General features: G+C 43.6%; 13 protein-coding genes. 7 read left to right on the forward strand and 6 right to left on the reverse strand.

Annotated elements, in window-relative coordinates; all coding sequences use genetic code 11:
- Positions 1–25: 25 nt before the first annotated feature.
- Positions 26–394, forward strand: coding sequence for a sirohydrochlorin chelatase (locus DBZ36_RS17490; protein WP_120356257.1), 369 nt, complete (start codon positions 26–28; stop codon positions 392–394).
- Between the two features lie 121 nt (positions 395–515).
- Complete coding sequence (locus DBZ36_RS17495; protein WP_120356258.1) at positions 516–932, forward strand: hypothetical protein; 417 nt, start codon at positions 516–518, stop codon at positions 930–932.
- Between the two features lies 1 nt (position 933).
- On the opposite strand, the gene DBZ36_RS17500 is transcribed toward DBZ36_RS17495, so the two are convergent.
- Complete coding sequence (locus DBZ36_RS17500; RefSeq protein ID WP_120356259.1) at positions 934–1962, reverse strand: substrate-binding domain-containing protein; 1029 nt, start codon at positions 1960–1962, stop codon at positions 934–936.
- A 189-nt stretch (positions 1963–2151) separates the two neighbouring features.
- On the opposite strand from DBZ36_RS17500, the gene DBZ36_RS17505 reads away from it, so the two are divergent.
- Complete coding sequence (locus tag DBZ36_RS17505; RefSeq protein ID WP_233558179.1) at positions 2152–4263, forward strand: alpha-galactosidase; 2112 nt, start codon at positions 2152–2154, stop codon at positions 4261–4263.
- Between the two features lie 10 nt (positions 4264–4273).
- The gene (locus tag DBZ36_RS17510; protein WP_120356260.1) at positions 4274–7420 is read left to right on the forward strand and encodes a beta-galactosidase; all 3147 of its coding nucleotides are present in this window, start codon (positions 4274–4276) and stop codon (positions 7418–7420) included.
- 53 nt (positions 7421–7473) lie between these two features.
- Here DBZ36_RS17510 and leuA read toward each other — a convergent pair whose 3' ends face one another.
- Positions 7474–9153 carry a 2-isopropylmalate synthase gene (leuA, locus tag DBZ36_RS17515; protein WP_120356261.1) on the reverse strand — a complete coding sequence of 560 codons (1680 nt, stop codon included), beginning with the start codon at positions 9151–9153 and terminating at the stop codon, positions 7474–7476.
- Between the two features lie 255 nt (positions 9154–9408).
- Positions 9409–10506, reverse strand: coding sequence for an ABC transporter ATP-binding protein (locus DBZ36_RS17520; protein ID WP_120356262.1), 1098 nt, complete (start codon positions 10504–10506; stop codon positions 9409–9411).
- A 314-nt stretch (positions 10507–10820) separates the two neighbouring features.
- On the opposite strand from DBZ36_RS17520, the gene DBZ36_RS17525 reads away from it, so the two are divergent.
- The 3 genes from DBZ36_RS17525 (at position 10821) to DBZ36_RS17535 (ending at position 13927) form a co-directional block, all read left to right on the forward strand.
- On the forward strand, positions 10821–11738 hold the full coding sequence (locus DBZ36_RS17525) for a carbohydrate ABC transporter permease (protein ID WP_120356263.1): 918 nt from the start codon (positions 10821–10823) through the stop codon (positions 11736–11738).
- The gene (locus tag DBZ36_RS17530) at positions 11738–12589 is read left to right on the forward strand and encodes a carbohydrate ABC transporter permease (RefSeq protein ID WP_120356264.1); all 852 of its coding nucleotides are present in this window, start codon (positions 11738–11740) and stop codon (positions 12587–12589) included. Before DBZ36_RS17525 ends, DBZ36_RS17530 begins: the two co-directional genes overlap by 1 nt.
- A gap of 111 nt (positions 12590–12700) precedes the next feature.
- Positions 12701–13927, forward strand: coding sequence for an ABC transporter substrate-binding protein (locus DBZ36_RS17535; RefSeq protein WP_120356265.1), 1227 nt, complete (start codon positions 12701–12703; stop codon positions 13925–13927).
- A gap of 54 nt (positions 13928–13981) precedes the next feature.
- Here the strand turns inward: DBZ36_RS17535 and DBZ36_RS17540 are convergent, their stop codons facing one another.
- The 3 genes from DBZ36_RS17540 to DBZ36_RS17550 all read right to left on the reverse strand — a co-directional run bounded on the left by DBZ36_RS17540 (position 13982) and on the right by DBZ36_RS17550 (position 17551).
- Positions 13982–14416 carry a hypothetical protein gene (locus tag DBZ36_RS17540; RefSeq protein WP_120356266.1) on the reverse strand — a complete coding sequence of 145 codons (435 nt, stop codon included), beginning with the start codon at positions 14414–14416 and terminating at the stop codon, positions 13982–13984.
- A 357-nt stretch (positions 14417–14773) separates the two neighbouring features.
- Positions 14774–15406 (reverse strand): DUF1361 domain-containing protein, encoded by a 633-nt coding sequence (locus DBZ36_RS17545; protein ID WP_158589140.1) that lies wholly within the window; start codon positions 15404–15406, stop codon positions 14774–14776.
- Between the two features lie 657 nt (positions 15407–16063).
- Complete coding sequence (locus DBZ36_RS17550; RefSeq protein ID WP_120356268.1) at positions 16064–17551, reverse strand: carbon starvation CstA family protein; 1488 nt, start codon at positions 17549–17551, stop codon at positions 16064–16066.
- Between the last annotated feature and the right edge of the window lie 37 nt (positions 17552–17588).

The raw sequence follows: 17588 nt of genomic DNA on the forward strand, positions 1-17588 counted from the left end.
TCTTTCTTCTTAAAAAACTCACCCTATGACTCAACAAGCATTGCTTATTGTTGCCCACGGCAGCAGACGCCAAGCCTCCAACCAAGAAGTTGCCGCCTTAGTCGACTTTATTGCACAGATCGTACCCCTTGAAGTTCGTGTGGAACATGCTTTTCTAGAGCTCGCTAATCCCAAATTCTCAGACGCCCTTCAGCAATTACTTAGTGATGGAGTGAACCAGATAGACGTATTCCCATACTTTCTAGCCGCTGGTACTCATGTCGTAGACGACTTGCCTGCCATAATTGCTCAACACAAAGCGCAGTTTCCAGACGCCCAAATAAACCTAATTCAACACTTAGGTAAAATGCCGGGACTGGCTGAGTTAATCGCGCAACAAATCAATTTGATATAACTATACTAAAGTGGTATAAATGCCGCGAGTTTGAAATCGCTTTCAAAAGGAATGCATTTTAAACTTGGTTCTGGTGGCGATTGCTTCAAGGCCTGGTCAGTTGATTTATTGAGGAATGTCTATGGTTTTATGGCACGATTATGTTGTTTCAGTCTCAGATCTCCCTACTCAAGAAGAAGTCTGTTTAATTAGCCGTCATTTTAAAATGGTAAAGTTTCTTCCCTTAAATCAACAGATAGCGTCGTTGAGAGAGTTAGGAAAAGAACACAATATTCGGTTTAACGCACAAACCGAACAATGGATTAAGAGCAGTGGGTTTAATTATTTACAAAACTCAAAATTATTAGAAAATGCCCCACTAGCGCATGTTTGCATGCTTTTGCAAAATCTCAGCACCCATAACCAGCCTGAGCTTCTATTGCGCCACAGTTGTCACCAATTTTTACCTATGCTGCTACAACGTCTTGATACCTTTGCTCTGCCGCAAGACAATACAGCGAACAACCCTGAGAACGAAACTAGTATAGCTTTTGCGTAAACTACGCAATGATAGCAGGCTGCTTATGTGCTTCGACAACGGATTGTCGAATAACTAGGGTGGGTATAAAGTTTAATTGAGGCTTTTCAGCTAGACCAGGTTTTAGTTTACTCAATTCCAAGGCTAAAATGATCGCGCTGGTGGCCATCAGCTCAATTGGATAACGGATCGTAGTTAGTTTTGGACGTAAATACTTACCATATATTAAGTTATCAAATCCAACGATAGAAACATCATCTGGAACTCGAATCCCATTATCAGCTAGTGCCGACATTGCTCCAAACGCCATCGCATCGTTATAAGCAACAACTGCCGTAAACTCGATCCCGCGACTTAATAGATTTAGTGCCGCGCGTTCGCCACCTTCTTCATTTGGATCATCGCATGCGATAGCGGCTTGTGGAATATTTAAGCCGGCTTCTCTCAAGGTCCGCTCACAGCCACTAAGTCGTTCGATCTGGTCGGTAATGTCATGAGTACTATTGATAAAAGCAAAATGTCGATGACCTTTGCCGAGTAGGTAGCGGGTTGCAACTTCAGTCCCCTTGGCATTGTCCAAGGTGATGCAGCGGTGGGCAATCTCCGGGATCATCCGGTTCATTAATACCATGCCGGGTTCTCGGCGAGCATACTCAAGTAACTCTTCGTCACTCAAAGCCTTACTATGCACGACAAAAGCCTGACAACGTTTTGAAATAAGTAGGTCTAAGACTTCTCGCTCTTGTTCGGTTTGGTGAAAGCCATTACCGATCAGCAAGTGCATTCCTTGGTCGCGGGCGACACGCTCCACAGCCTTCGCTAAAGAGCCAAAGAAGGGATCGGATACGTCTGAAACCATCAGTCCAATTGTGTCTGAGGTCTGACTGACGAGTGCTCTAGCATTGGCATTTGGCCGATAGCCAAGTTCAAGCATGGCGTCGGTAACCAATTTCTTTGAGCTTTCGCTGGCTTTGGGTGATTTGTTAACCACTCGTGAAACAGTTGCTACTGATACACCAGCTAATTTTGCTACATCTTTAATGGTTGCCATGCTCGGAAGTGTAATCCTTTCCACATTTTTGTGATTCAGGTTATTTAACAACAAATTTGGCCTTGCCACAACAGGTGTAAACGTTACCATTACGTCTATGTAGTGGAGCTCACAATTCCACGGTGTTTATAGCGTATATAACAGCCGCTACCGAAACGGTATTGCCGGCGAAGCTAAAAGGATATATTTGTGAAAAGTAATTTAACCCATCTGAGCAATGAACACACCAGTGTTGTGATTCAAACCCATCCGATGCCTGAGATTTTGTATTGGGGCGCCCCATTAAGCGGCAGCGTTGAAACGCTAAAGCTTGCCTTACAACGCCCGGTACCACAGGCCCGCTTAGATCAAGATGTGCCACTTAGTTTATTGCCAGAGTTAGCTAAAGGTCAGTATGGTAGTCCAGGCTTAGAAGGGCATCGAGCTAACAAAGATTGGTTTGCTAGTTTTACCACCGTTGCTGTTCAGGAACATGCATCAACGTTGAACTTTGTCTGCGAAGATGCGATTGCAAAGCTAAGCTTGACGATTCATTTGGAACTTGATGAAAGTGGGGTACTCAGCTTAAGCCAAACTATCACCAATACCTCAGTTCAGGCTTACAATGTTCAACGCTTGGCCTTAACCTTGCCGATTCCGCGTCATATTCAAGAACTACGTCATTTTAGAGGCCGTTGGACTCGAGAATTCCAAACTGAAGTGATTGACTGGCGTGCTCACAATTTTGTACAAGAAAACCGTCGCGGGCGCACCTCCCACGAAAACTTCCCGGGTCTAATCGCCGGTCAGCGCGGACATGACGAGCAACAAGGTGAGGTATACGCAGTGCACCTAGGCTGGAGTGGTAATCACCGTATCAAAGCCGATGTTAAAAGTGATGGCCGACGTTTGATTCAGGCCGAAGAACTGCTCGATGCTGGTGAGATTAGTCTCGCTGCTGGTGAAAGCTATAGCACACCGGTTTTGTACGCCAGCTATAGCGCAAAGGGTTTAAATGCCTTAAGTCAGCAGTTCCACGCCTTTGTTCGCCAAAATATTCTCCATTTTCCTGTGAGTGCCAAACGCCCAGTACACCTTAACACCTGGGAAGGGATCTACTTCGACCATGACCCTAACTACATCATAAAAATGATAGAAGCGTCGGCCAAAATGGGTGTAGAACGCTTTATTATTGATGATGGTTGGTTTGTTGGACGACATGACGATAAAGCCGCTTTAGGTGATTGGCAGATAGATGCTGATAAGTACCCAGAAGGCTTCACACCCATTGTTGATGCGATTCACGCAAATGGCATGGAGTTTGGACTGTGGGTTGAACCGGAGATGGTTAATAAAGAGTCTACACTTTATCGCCAGCATCCTGAATGGATGCTATCAACACAAGGGTATGAACAACTAAGTGGACGCTGGCAATACTTGCTAGATCTACAACAGCAACCGGTGTTTGACTACTTGCTCGATTGTTTGGACAAAATACTTTCAGCGTATCCAATTACTTACCTCAAGTGGGATATGAACCGAGAGCTTCTTCAATCAAGCCATATGGGCCGTGCAGCAGTGCATGGGCAAACACAAGCATTCTATCGCTTGCTAGAAGCGCTTAGAGCGAAACACCCTAATGTTGAAGTTGAAAGCTGTTCCTCTGGCGGAGGACGAATCGATTACGGGGTATTACAGCGTACCCAACGTTTTTGGACGTCCGATAACAATGATGCTTTAGAGCGTCAAATCATTCAAAAAGGTATGAGCTATTTCTTCCCACCAGAAGTGATGGGTAGTCACATAGGACCAGCCCATTGCCATACCACCATGCGTCGCCATGCGATTAGTTTCCGCGGAATAACCGCTTTGTTCGGCCATATGGGCGTTGAACTCGACCCACTTGCTGTTGATGAGCAAGAGCGTCAGGCTTTCAGTCATTATATTGCACTACATAAGCAGTGGCGCGACTTACTCCATAGTGGTTTGTCGTATCGCGTTGAGTTACCAGATGAACAAAGCCAGGCTCAAGTTGTCGTGGCTATCGACCAGCAACAAGCTCTAGTCGCGGTTGCGCAACTTGCTATGCCCGCTTACGCGATTGCTGAAGTACTGCGCATTCCTGGTTTACAAGCGCAACAAATCTATCGCTTAAGCGTGCTTGATCAACCTGAAAACTTACCTCACATCATGAAGCAGCTACCTTTATGGATGAGCGAAGGACTTACAATAAGTGGTGAGCAACTTGAAAAAGCAGGTCTACAATTGCCAGTACTGGACCCAGAAACAGCATTGCTATTTAGTCTAGAAGCTATTAATTAGGAATTTTTTCATGAATCATTTTGAGTCACTGATTGCACGACGGGATTGGGAAAATCAAGACGTAACCGCAGCTAATCGTTTGTTAGCGCACAGCCCTTTGGCTAACTACCAAAATTTAGACCTAGCCAAGAGTGGCAATATTTTTGATAGTAACAGCATTCGACTGCTCAATGGGCAATGGCAGTTTAAGTTGTACGATAAGCCAGAAACTGTCGAAAGTGGTTTTATTGAAAACGACTTCGATGCAAGTACTTGGCAAAGCATTAGCGTGCCAAGCAACTGGCAGCTCGACCCTGAGGTTGACGACAATCCAATTTACACCAACGTAAAGTATCCCTTTGAAGACAAAGCACCATTGGTTCCCAATGAGAATCCAACCGGTTGTTATCGATTAGAATTGGACTTAGATCAAGATTGGTCTGCTAGTTCATTGCGTTTGCGCTTTGATGGCGTGAACAGTTGTTTTCATCTATGGATGAATGGTCAATGGGTTGGTTATTCTCAAGATAGCCGCCTAGCTGCTGAGTTTGATGTAAGTAAGTACGCCAAAGCTGGGCGCAATACCATTGCTGTAATGGTAATGCGCTGGAGTGACGGTTCTTACTTAGAAGACCAAGATATGTGGTGGTTAAGTGGTATTTTCCGCGATGTCAGCCTGCTGCGACAAAATCAAGTAGCCATTGAAGACTTCGAAGTTAGCGCAAGTTTGGACGATTGTTACCGCGATGGATTATTTGAATTGCATGCAAGAATCTCAGCGAGTGTTATTAAAAGCGATGAGACCTATGCACTTGAATACCAGATCCTCGATGACAGCCAACATGTTTTGGTCAAAGAACAACAAGACTTTGGGCGCTACCTGCAAGATGAAAAAGGGGTATGGAAAGACCGAATTCGTTTCAAAACTAAGCTAGCGGCAGTTAAACAGTGGAGTGCTGAAGCGCCACATTTGTATCAACTCACCCTTCGTTTATTAGCTGCCGATGGGGAAGTGCTGGCCATTGAGTCGAGTAAGTTTGGTTTTCGGCGTGTTGAAATAACCAAGGGACAGTTGCTAGTCAATGGTAAAGCGGTCTTGATTCGCGGTGCAAATCGGCATGAACATCATCCGAAGCTTGGGCATGTGATGACCGAAACGGATATGCGCCGTGACATTGAACTCATGAAACAATTCAACTTTAACGCTGTTCGTACCGCTCACTATCCAAATCATCCCTTATGGTACAGCTTGTGCGATGAGTATGGCCTGTATGTCGTTGATGAAGCTAATATCGAAACCCATGGCCAATTCCCGATGAATCGCCTTTCAGACGATCCGAGTTGGGCGAAGGCGTATATTGAACGCGTACAACGCATGGTTGAGCGTGATAAGAATCACCCGAGTATTATCATTTGGTCATTAGGTAATGAATCGGGTTATGGTCAAAATCATGATTTGGCTTACGGCTGGTTGAAAAAACGTGACCCGTCTCGACCGATTCAGTATGAGGGTGGTGGTTCTGATACACCTGCCACCGATATCATTTGTCCAATGTACTCTCGAGCGCACAAAGACTTACCGTATTGGCTTGATGAGCAAGGGCAAGCGGTTGACCCGAAATGGGCAATTACTAACTGGGTGTCGCGACCCGGCGAAGATCGTCCGCTTATCTTATGCGAGTACGCGCATGCAATGGGTAATAGTCTTGGAAGTTTTGACAAATATTGGCAAGCATTTCGTCAGTTTGACCGTCTACAAGGCGGCTTCATCTGGGACTGGGTTGATCAAGGCATCGAATATGTAACTAGCGAAGGGCACAGCGACTGGGGCTATGGTGGTGATTTTGGTGACGTAATTAACGATCGTCAGTTTTGTATTAATGGACTGATATTCCCGGATCGTAGTGTGCATCCGCATCTATATGAAGCGAAGTGGGCGCAGCAGTTTGTGCTGTTTGAACTGCTTGATTCACAATACGGTGCGCTGCGCTTTAAACTCACTAACGATAATTTGTTTGCCAGCTTAGATTCGCAAATTTTGCACTGGTCCTTGTTAGAAGATGGCATCACTATCGATAGTGGTGAACTTAGTGTTGTTGGTATTGAAGCGCAAACAAGCACGGAGTTCAGCCTCAATACTAAGCCCAATCTATTAGCCAATAAACGCTACCATTTAAATCTTGATGTCACCCTTAACGAAGACCAAGCTTGGGCAAAGTCGGGTCATAGCACCGCAATCGCACAGTTTGAGCTTAACTGGAGTGCCCCGCTAGCTATTTGGGAGTTTAATGCCCAAGCTCACAGTATTGATGTTTCCGAAATCGCTTCTGACGAGTTGGTGGTTTCAGGAACGAAAGACAGCAAGGCTTGGCAATTTAGTTTTAAAGAAGGTTTGTTGTCGCAATGGACTAAAGATGGACAAACGCTGCTTGATCAAGCGCCACGGGATCTTTTTACCCGAGCAGCCTTAGATAACGACATTGGTACCAGTCAGGCTGACTTCGTTGACCCCAATGCATGGGTGACGCGCTGGAACCAAGCAGGTCTAGGCGATATACAACGTCAGTTAGGGCAATGGCGTTGGGAAAAAAGTAGTGACGGTAATATTCAAGTTGAGTTGCTTCAGAGCTATACATCTGGTGCGAAAACGCTGGTGCAAAGCCGTTGGATTAGTACCATCAACAGTCAAGGTGAACTGAACCTGCAGGTTGAATTGCAACTGGCTAAAGACTTACCTCCGCTAGCTCGTTATGGTCTTGAATGGGTATTTAAACAGGGTTCTAACTTGGAGTATCAAGGTTTTGGTCCTAACGAAAACTATCCGGACCGTATAGGCGCCGCCCGTTTTGGCGCTTACCAAAGCTCGATTGAAGATTTACATGTTCCATATATCTTCCCAACCGAGAATGGGGCTCGATGCGGCGTCGTATCAGCGAAGCTCGATGACAAGGTTTCAATAAGTAGCGACCAAGCGTTTGTACTTAGCGCTAGCGCATACAGTATTGAGCAGCTTAATTTGGCTAAGCATCAAAGTGAGCTCAAGGCTAATGGCAATATCTACTTGCGCCTTGATCATAAACACATGGGCGTGGGTGGCGATGATTCATGGAGCCCTAGCGTGCATCCAGAATTTTTGCTTACCCAGGAGTACGTTAGCTACCAGCTATGTTTCTCATAACAAACAGTTTTAGCGAGTAATAAAAAGGCCGCTGTGCGGCCTTTTTGCTAGGTTTAAACCAAACTGGCTTGATGGTTGGTCTGATAGTGCTGGTTAAAGGTGCACAACAGCGCCTGCAAGCTTGCGTTCATAATGTCCTGATGAATGGCAACCCCTAGATAACGATGGCCTTCTATGCGCGCTTGTATGTAGCAAATGGCCTTGGAGTCCACGCCTTGACTTAAAGCATGCTCACTGTAATCAAGGACTTCGATATCATGCTTGAAGTGTGATGAGAGGGCGCGATTAAATGCTTCAAGTGCGCCACTGCCTTGTCCTGCAATACTAACCGTATCGTTGTTGGCATGGCTTAAGCGCACTTTGATTTGCTCTTGTCCATCGGAGCTAAGCTGCGTTTCCGCGATACTAAATTGGTTTTGTTTTAAGTATTGGCGTTCAAATAGATTCCAAATAGCTGACGAGGATGTTTCTTCGCCACTTTGTTCACTATGCGCTTGTACAATGCTGCTAAACTCGATTAGAGCCCAGCGTGGGAGCTCGATACCATAGTCTCGCTCTAAAATGTAAGCGATTCCACCTTTACCACTTTGGCTGTTAATCCGAATAACTTCTTGATAATCACGTCCCAAATCGGCTGGATCGATAGGCAAATATGCAACGTCCCACGCTTCTTCTTTACTTTGTAGTGCTAAGCATTTTTTAATCGCATCCTGATGACTACCAGAAAACGCGGTGTACACTAATTCGCCCGCATAAGGATGTCGAGGATGAATTGGCAGTTGGGTGCATTCTTTAGCCACGCGCGAAATCGTATCAATATCAGATAGGTCTAACTGAGGGTCGATCCCTTGACTATAAAGATTCATTGCATAAGTAATGATATCCATATTACCGGTACGTTCGCCGTTGCCAAACAAGGTGCCTTCAACCCGCTGTGCCCCTGCTAATGAGCCAAGTTCAGCCGCCGCGACCGCGCAACCACGGTCATTGTGGGTATGCTGACTTATGATAACGGCGTCGCGGTAATCAATATGTCGTATAAACCACTCAATCTGGTCCGCATACACATTTGGAGTCGACATTTCTACCGTCGCAGGAAGATTTAAAATGGCTTTTTGCTTGTTAGTTGGCTGCCACACGTGAAGTACGGCGTTGCAAATATCAACCGCAAAGTCTAGTTCGGTAGCGGTGAAGCTTTCGGGTGAATACTGAAACTGCCACTGAGTTTGCGGATAGTCTTTAGAGCAATCAATAACATCTTGCGCACCTTTTACCGCAATATCTATGATCCCCTGTCGATCTAGCTTGAAAACTTTGTCGCGCTGAACCTTAGATGTGGAATTGTAAACGTGAACAATTGCCGACTTTACACCATCCAAGGCCTCAAAGGTGCGTTGTATTAGCGCTGGGCGAGCCTGAGTTAAGACTTGTACGGTTACGTCGTTAGGAATTTTGTTTTCTTCAATTAACCAGCGGCAAAACTCGAATTCAGTTGCTGATGCTGAAGGGAAACCGATTTCAATTTGTTTGAATCCTACATCAACCAATAGTTGGAACAATTTCTTTTTCTGTTCAACTGACATCGGTTCTATCAAGGCTTGGTTGCCGTCCCGCAAGTCAACGCTACACCACTGGGGTGCACTCAGCAGAGTTTGGCTCGGCCATGTTCTATCATTAAGCTTAAGCGCTGGAAACGCGCGGTACTTCTGATGATCGAATTGTGGTTGAACCATATTTATTGCCTTAGACATAGTGGTGAAGCTCCAAATCCTACAGGTGAATTCTCAATGATTGCGATAACTAAAAGCGTGGTAATAACAAACAATGAAATGAACCTCTTAAGTATAGGAACTTGGGCTCAATTATGTTTTGCGAATTTTGCTTAGAATTACTATCTTTAAGCAATAACAGAAAGGAAATGTCTATTTTTAGGGCAAAAAAAAGCCGAACAATTGAATGTTCGGCAAACTCTTGGAATAGAGAGCTTTTTATTTTTTAGAATACAAGCGTACTGCTTCATTGTTCTTATTAAATAAGAAACAGTCGTCGTAAGAGATGTTTAGCGGCACGTTGTCAAAACGGTCAACGCTGTGGTCACCAGCAACATGCACTTTCATGCCATCGTTGCCATTGATCTGCCCGAATAGGTAAGTGGCATTACCTAAGCGTTCTACCACTTCACTTTGGAATTCAATGATGAAATCTGAAGCGTTGTCTAAATCCATGTGTTCTGGGCGAATACCTAAGGTTAAGCTCTCACCAGCTTTGACTGAGTTGTCTCGCACTTTTAGAGGAATATTGTTGCCATCTGGAAGAGTAATTTGTGCAGTGTCACCTTCAACGGAAGCAACTGAAACCGGTAAAAAGTTCATACGTGGTGAGCCAATAAAGCCCGCAACAAATTCGTTTTCTGGATAGTTGTAAAGCTCAAGTGGCGAACCAACTTGTTCGATATTACCGTCACGTAGAACTACAATTTTATCCGCAAGGGTCATTGCTTCCACTTGATCGTGGGTAACATACACCATGGTGGTTTCGAGTTCTTTGTGCAATTTTGCTATTTGCAGACGCATCTCTACGCGAAGCTCTGCGTCAAGGTTTGAGAGCGGCTCATCAAAAAGGAATACTTTAGGGTCACGTACAATCGCACGACCGATAGCAACCCGCTGGCGTTGGCCACCTGAAAGTTCTTTAGGCTTACGTTTTAGTAGCGGTTCCATTTGCAAGGTTTTAGCCGCTACTGCGACACGCTCTGCAATGATGTCTTTGGCAACACCATTCATTTTCATACCAAAGCCCATGTTTTCTTCGACGGTCATATGCGGATAGAGCGCATAAGATTGAAATACCATAGCCACGCCACGATCAGCCGGGTCTACGTCGTTTACACATTTGTCGTCAATGAACAATTCGCCTTCGGTGATCTCTTCAAGACCAGCGATTAAGCGTAATAGAGTAGACTTACCACAACCTGAAGGCCCAACAAATACAACGAATTCGCCATGCTGAATATCTAAGTCAATGCCATGAATTGTCTCAACTTTTCCAAATCTTTTGACAATTTTTTTCAGATTAATGTTTGCCATTTGCAGCCCCTTGCGGTGTACCAATAATTAAAGTTTCATTGCGCAGACTATAACTGCACTTGATGCCAAATTACGAAATTAGGTAGAACTTATTTACCAAATATGACATCGATCATACTTCAATACTTTACCTGAACAATTTTGCTATGGAAACGTTTACACTTCACAAAAATTGAATTACTTTGGCAGTATTATAGTTCACAAAAGATTTACAGTGATTTCACAAGCTGGTTTTTCATTCACTATTGATTTATGTTGTTAATGTGATTGTTGGCTAGTGAGTCTATTTGCTGCCACCAAGAAGGAATTTACATATGGCGCAGAGCAGCCCCCAAATCGGGTTACCCGATTCCCGTCCATCTACACGTAGGAAATGGCGGCCTACGGTCATAGCACCCTGGCTATTTTTAGCGCCAGCAATGATCGTATTTTTCGTTTATGTCATCTATCCAGTGTTTGACAGCATTTGGCTCAGTTTTTTCGACTGGGATGGTTTAGGTGATAAAACTTGGATAGGTCTCGACAACTATCGTGAGCTGTTTGACTCTGACACCTTTTGGAAAGCATTCTCTAACAACCTATTGTGGTTAGTTTTGTTTATGCTAGCGCCACCTTGCGGCCTCGCAATTGCTCTATTCTTGAATCAACAAGTTGCCGGTATCCGTGCTGTAAAAGCTTTATTCTTTTTCCCCTTCGTTATTTCGCAAGTAGTAGTTGGCTTAGTTTTCTCTTGGTTCTACGACCCTAACTTTGGTTTGCTCAACGAAGCGATAGTGTTCTTCGGTGGTGACCCTATAGCGATACTTGCTGACGAAAAACTCGTCACCTACGGCATTATTGCTGCGGGCTTGTGGCCTCAAATCGCCTATTGCATGATTTTGTATTTAACAGGTTTGAATAACCTAAATGGCGAGCAGATTGAAGCAGCTCAATTGGACAACGCCAAAGGCTGGAAAATGCTTTGGTACATCGTTATTCCGCAACTTAGCCCGGCGACTTTCATTGCGATCGTAGTCACGGTTATTGGAGCTTTGCGCTCATTTGACTTGGTAGCAACCATGACCGCTGGTGGCCCTTGGGGCAGCTCAACGGTGCTTGCATACATGATGTATGAAGAGGCTATCTTCAATTATCGCATGGGTTATGGGGCTGCGGTTGCAGTTGTACTATTCCTCATTATGGATATTTATATCGCTTACTTCTTGTGGCGTATGGTTAAGAGTGAAAAATAATGTTTCCTAGACCTATAGAAAAAGCCTCAAAAGGCGTCAATATTAGTTATCGCATCGCACTGGTTGCATCGATTGTTCTGTGGTTGCTCCCTTTGCTCGCTGTAATGGCTACATCAGTTCGTTCGTTAGGCGATATTAACGAAGGTAATTATTGGGGCTGGCCCAGTGAGTGGATGCTGATTGAAAATTATACTCAGGTGTTCACCAGCACCCCAATGGCTCAGTACTTGATGAACAGTTTGATCATCACTCTACCTGCTGTTGCCGGTGCCGTAGCCTTATCAACCTTAGCTGGCTACGCGCTTGCCAAATATCAATTTAAAGCCAATATTTGGATATTCGCGACCTTTATTGCTGGTAACTTTGTACCCTTTCAAATCTTGATGATTCCAGTACGCGATCTAACCATTAGCTTTGGATTATACGATACTCATTGGGCGATTATATTCTTCCATATCGCGTTCCAATCTGGTTTCTGTACCTTGTTTATGCGCAACTTTATTGTCGGGTTGCCCACAGAATTGATCGAATCTGCTCGCGTCGAAGGTGTCAGTGAATTTAAGATTTTCTTCCATATTGTATTGCCACTGGTTCGACCTGCAACTGCAGCCCTCGCCGTACTGGTATTTACCTTTATTTGGAATGACTTTTTCTGGGCCTTAGTTTTGGTTCAAAGTGATGAGGTGCGCCCAGTGACAGCAGGATTAAGCGCACTCCAAGGACAATGGTTAGCGTCATGGCAGCTTATTTCTGCCGGAGCGGTAGTCGCAGCGTTGCCGCCAGTGATTTTGTTTTTCACTATGCAGCGCCACTTTATTGCAGGATTAACGCTTGGAGCAACCAAAGGCTAGAGGCTTTCTAGTGACAAGCGTTATAAAACACACTCTCAGTATAGAGAGACTAAGGTCGAGTGAATGACCTTAATAACAATGAAGTACCAATAAATAAAAGGAAGGAACATCATGAAAAAAATTGCCAAGTTAGGCCAGATTGCATTGCTATCAACAGCAATGTCAACGATGGCCACAGCCGGTACATTGGTAATCAACTCTGATACATCTGATCCAGCACCGAAAGCTGCTTTCGCTGAGATCATTGCCCAGTTCGAAAAAGAAAACCCAGATATTACGGTTAAGTACAACCTATACGATCATGAAGCTTATAAAACAACGATTCGTAACTGGCTAGTTACTTCTCCACCCGATGTAGTGCATTGGTATGCCGGTAACCGTATGAAGGCTTTCGTTGATCGCGGTTTGTTTGAAGATGTAAGTGATCTTTGGGCTGAGAACAACATGCAAGATACGTTTGCTACAGCTGCGCCAGCAATGACCATTGATGGCAAGCAATGGGGTGTTCCTTTCACGTATTACCAGTGGGGTGTTTACTATCGTAAAGACCTATTTGAAAAACACGGTATTGGTGAGCCAACAACTTGGGATGAATTTCTAGCCGCTTGTGCAACACTAAAAGAAAACAGCATTGCACCTGTTTCTATTGGTACCAAGTATCTATGGACTGCTGCGGGTTGGTTTGATTATTTGAACCTTCGTACTAACGGCCTAGAGTTCCATATGGACCTTATGGACGGTAAAGTGCCTTACACTGATGACCGTGTTAGAGCGACTTTCGCAAATTGGGCTGAGCTTGTTGAGCCTGGCTACTTCCTAGAAAACCATGCGTCTTACTCATGGCAAGAAGCACAGCCTTTCTTATATAACGGCGAAGCTGCAATGTATTTGATTGGTAACTTCATTACGCCTAACTTCCCAGAAGAACTTGAAGGCAAAATGGGCTTCTTCCAATTCCCACAAATCAATCCAGAAGTGGGCATGTTCGAAGATGCGCCAATGGATACGCTACACATTCCATCAAAAGCTAAAAACAAAGAAGACGCTCGTCGTTACTTAGCATTTATGGCTCGTGAAGATAACCAAACTAAAATTAACGGTGCTCTACTACAGATCCCACCGCATAAAGACGCACAAGCTGCTGACAACTACTTCCTAGATAAAGGTGTAGCAATGTTGGGTAGCGCAGACGGTACGGCTCAATTTTATGACCGCGATACTGATCCTGCAATGGCAAAAGAAGGTATGAAAGGATTCCAAGAATTTATGGTATATCCTGACCGTATCGATGCCATCCTAGAGCGTCTTGAGAAAGTTCGTCAGCGTACTTTCAAATAAAGACCTTTAATTAGTTAAAACTAAAAACCACTGCCATGCAGTGGTTTTTTCTTTTTATAGTCTGTTCACATTCCCTAAGCTTATTCTAAATGTGTATTTTTCGGCTTTGCCATTAGTATAAATCCGAACAATACCTTTGTTATCCATGACCATCGTTCCTTCGTCGCGAGAACAGACAATCTTCTTTTTCTTCGAGTAGGATTCTTCACAAAAATCGCCTTGAGCATCAAAGTGCCATTTCATTCGGATATTTCTAGACTTTCCTTTTAATTCCAACACTTTTAGTCCAGTTGGTGAATACCAGTTAGACCACTCATTCTTTTGAACCGAAATCATACTGAACCCGGTATTTCCTAACAATTGTTTTGCAGTTATAACGACTCCGCCGTCTGCTATCGCATCATCAAATTCAGTTGCATAGGTCTCGAAGCTGGCTGAAGTAGCTGCGATACTCATGGTTATACAGCTAATAGCGATTTTCATATTCATCATAAGGTCCTTTTAAACAAGCTCTTACGCATTTCGCGTCTTCAACTGGGTATCGCAAAGTGCGTGCCAGTGTTTACACGGGATCGATGTGTGAAGGTAAGCTATTGAATTAAAATGTTTATGAAAAATAAGACAACTCTGAACTTTGCGAGATCAAACTGACAGTTAAGTGCTCTGACACACTCATTTGGGGGACATTAGATCCAGAGTTGGTTTATAACTTACTGATAGTTATTGATAACTGTTTAAATGTAGATCGATGCAAATTTAGTCAACCCAATTTTTAATTAGTAAAAGTGTAAACAATGACCATTTCAGAGACTTGGTAACTACAAATTCAAGTCATTTATTGTGAGTTTAGGCAGGATTGTGTTCCGGATTTATTGCTTTATGGTAAGTAAATAAAGCATATATTTTGCAGTTGGTTTTTTCGAATATGTAATACAGCACGGCGAACAAACTAAATAGTCCTAATATGATTAGGGAGCTGCTGCCATTGCTTAAGTCGAGCAATAAATCTTTAAATACAATGATTGGCTGATGAATAATGTCGCTGCTTTCTAGACGTTGGAAGCGCCCTAAATAAACGCCGATCGCACTGAGTAAATGCATCATCGTTGGGAATATGATTGAAAGCCATTTGATCGCACGGGACTTAGGATTTATGTTTTCTAAGTATTGTTGCCCAAAACGCACGGATAGAACATAAAACTCAAAACACAGGCTTAAAAATACAAGGTAGAAAGGAGTCGTTATAAAAATTAGATGTATGGGAGTCATCGTTGGTGATCTAAGTGCTGCAATGAAGTGAATAATATCTGTTAGTACATAGGCGCTATTGGGCAATAAGGCAATAAACACCGGTAGTAATATCCACCAGCTTACTGAGCGCTTATGGCTTATTTTGAATAAATAAATCGCAAGTACTAATGGTAATAGCGCTAACACGAGGTTGGTTACCACGGTGAAGTGGACTGGTGTTGTACTCATCAAAATCATTCCATGCTTGATTCTAGATCGATCAAATGTACTACCAAGTATATTTAATATCAATGGTTTACAGGTATTTGCTTTGGGTGATGAGCTATACACTGCAAAAAATTTATACGCAGCATCTATCCACCTGAACCTAAGCAGGTTTTTGTGGTGTGAAAATTTTAGTTCGCCACATTGATAGGATGGGTCGCTTAAGCGGGCTTGTCTTTTCCATTTTGTGGAAAAGTAGCGTCAAGCAAAGCGAAGCCCCGAATCTATATGGTCGAAGTGAGTTGCTGAGGCTGTAGAAGCTGTATGTTGTTTCCACTTATGTTATACCAATCACGGTAATTTATTGATCACTATTGTTTGACTAAAACACCAATCTTGTCGTCATAACTTTTGTCATTAGACCGCTAATAACCGCGAGTTCTTCCTAAAGCTAAGCGTTTTAGTACAACAAGTAAAAGACCAAAAATATAATGGGATTGGTATTACTGAGCAAGGTCGCACAAGGGGATACATCATTGATTGAGTTTGTTGTTAAATGCCTATTTTTCGAGTTTAGATGTTACTAAATTGAAGGGGATTATGTGTGCGGCTAATTCGGTGTTCTAATTTCATTTTACTTTGAAAGAGCCGCCGCGGCGGCTCTAACATGAGTGATTGTAACTATTCTTGTTTTATAGGTTTTAGCTCTGGTTGCTCATCGTCATCTAAGTCATCTTCGCCGATGCCTTTGAGTCGAGTGATCAGTAATCCGGTGATTACTAAGGTTGTGACAACACCAGCTAGAGTAGAAACCATCATCGGTAAACCAAATCCTAGCGTACTTGAATTCAAGATAAAGGTGATGACGACGGTGGTCATAAACATCGCTGGAACCGTAGTGATCCAGTGAAATTTATCATTACGCAATAAATACGCGGTCGCTGTCCATAACATCATTACAGCCGTGGTTTGATTGGCAAAACCGAAGTAGCGCCAAATGACACCGAAATCCACTTGAGTGAGTATTCCGCCGATGATAAATACTGGCAGTGCGATCATTAGTCGATTCTTAACTGGCTTCTGAGATAGGTTAAAGTATTCGGCTAATATTAAGCGACTAGAACGAAATGCTGTATCACCTGAAGTAATAGGTAGAATAACTACACCTAAGAAAGCTAAGATCCCGCCAAACACGCCGAGTAATCCAAATGAGGCTTCATACACTACTTTACCCGGCCCACCGTTAGATACCGCGGCTTGTAGGCCTTCCATTGAATCAAAGAACGATAAAGCAATTGCACACCAAATTAAGGCGATTACGCCTTCACCTATCATGGCACCATAAAAAACAAAGCGGCCATTCTTTTCGTTTTCCATACAGCGCGCCATCAACGGTGACTGGGTTGCATGGAAGCCAGAAATAGCCCCGCAAGCTATGGTAATAAATAAGGCAGGCCATAAAGGCAGGTCGTTAGGGTTCATGTTGCTAAACATTTGGCTGACTTCAAAGCTCCCCATGACTTGATGCTCGCTTGAAAAAGCCACTGCTGTCATTAAACCGACAGACATAAAGATAAGCAATGCACCAAACAAAGGGTAAAAACGACCAATGATTTTATCAATTGGAACGATGGTCGCAATAATGTAGTAAACGAAAATGATGCTTACCATGGTGCCTAAGCCCACGTTGAGTCCGGCTTGATCATTAAGCAAATTGGTTAACATACCTGCAGGTGCAGATACAAATACCACGCCGACTAAAAGCAGCAACACAATGGCAAAAATATTCATAAAGTGCCGAGCACTTTTACCTAAGTAACGTCCCGAAAGAGCGGGTACTGATGCACCGCCGTTTCTAACCGATAACATGCCAGAAAAATAATCATGGGTAGCGCCTGCAAAGACGCAACCAACTACGATCCAAAGCATGGCTGCAGGCCCATACAAAGCACCCATTATCGGTCCAAAAATCGGCCCAACTCCGGCAATGTTTAATAACTGAATTAGGTATACTTTTTTCTTAGACATTGGCACATAGTCAACGCCGTCTTGTTTAGTAAAAGCGGGGGTTTGTCGCTGCTCATTTATGCCAAAAACCTTTTCGACAAAAGCACCATAAATAAAATAACCGCCGAGCAGTGCTGCGACGCAAAATAAAAACCAAAGCATATCATCCTCTCAATACTTAATTATAATCATGAGAAGT

The organism is Alginatibacterium sediminis (assembly GCF_003610775.1).
In the GTDB taxonomy this organism is placed as follows: Bacteria; Pseudomonadota; Gammaproteobacteria; order Enterobacterales; family Celerinatantimonadaceae; genus Alginatibacterium; species Alginatibacterium sediminis.

What these genes read in the sequence shown, in the direction of transcription:
- DBZ36_RS17490 (WP_120356257.1), top strand. Translation starts at nt 26, where the DNA reads ATGACTCAACAAGCATTGCTTATTGTTGCCCACGGCAGCAGACGCCAA.
- DBZ36_RS17495 (WP_120356258.1), top strand. Translation starts at nt 516, where the DNA reads ATGGTTTTATGGCACGATTATGTTGTTTCAGTCTCAGATCTCCCTACT.
- DBZ36_RS17500 (WP_120356259.1), bottom strand. Translation starts at nt 1,962, where the DNA reads ATGGCAACCATTAAAGATGTAGCAAAATTAGCTGGTGTATCAGTAGCA.
- DBZ36_RS17510 (WP_120356260.1), top strand. Translation starts at nt 4,274, where the DNA reads ATGAATCATTTTGAGTCACTGATTGCACGACGGGATTGGGAAAATCAA.
- leuA (WP_120356261.1), bottom strand. Translation starts at nt 9,153, where the DNA reads ATGGTTCAACCACAATTCGATCATCAGAAGTACCGCGCGTTTCCAGCG.
- DBZ36_RS17520 (WP_120356262.1), bottom strand. Translation starts at nt 10,506, where the DNA reads ATGGCAAACATTAATCTGAAAAAAATTGTCAAAAGATTTGGAAAAGTT.
- DBZ36_RS17525 (WP_120356263.1), top strand. Translation starts at nt 10,821, where the DNA reads ATGGCGCAGAGCAGCCCCCAAATCGGGTTACCCGATTCCCGTCCATCT.
- DBZ36_RS17530 (WP_120356264.1), top strand. Translation starts at nt 11,738, where the DNA reads ATGTTTCCTAGACCTATAGAAAAAGCCTCAAAAGGCGTCAATATTAGT.
- DBZ36_RS17535 (WP_120356265.1), top strand. Translation starts at nt 12,701, where the DNA reads ATGAAAAAAATTGCCAAGTTAGGCCAGATTGCATTGCTATCAACAGCA.
- DBZ36_RS17540 (WP_120356266.1), bottom strand. Translation starts at nt 14,416, where the DNA reads ATGAATATGAAAATCGCTATTAGCTGTATAACCATGAGTATCGCAGCT.
- DBZ36_RS17545 (WP_158589140.1), bottom strand. Translation starts at nt 15,406, where the DNA reads ATGAGTACAACACCAGTCCACTTCACCGTGGTAACCAACCTCGTGTTA.
- DBZ36_RS17550 (WP_120356268.1), bottom strand. Translation starts at nt 17,551, where the DNA reads ATGCTTTGGTTTTTATTTTGCGTCGCAGCACTGCTCGGCGGTTATTTT.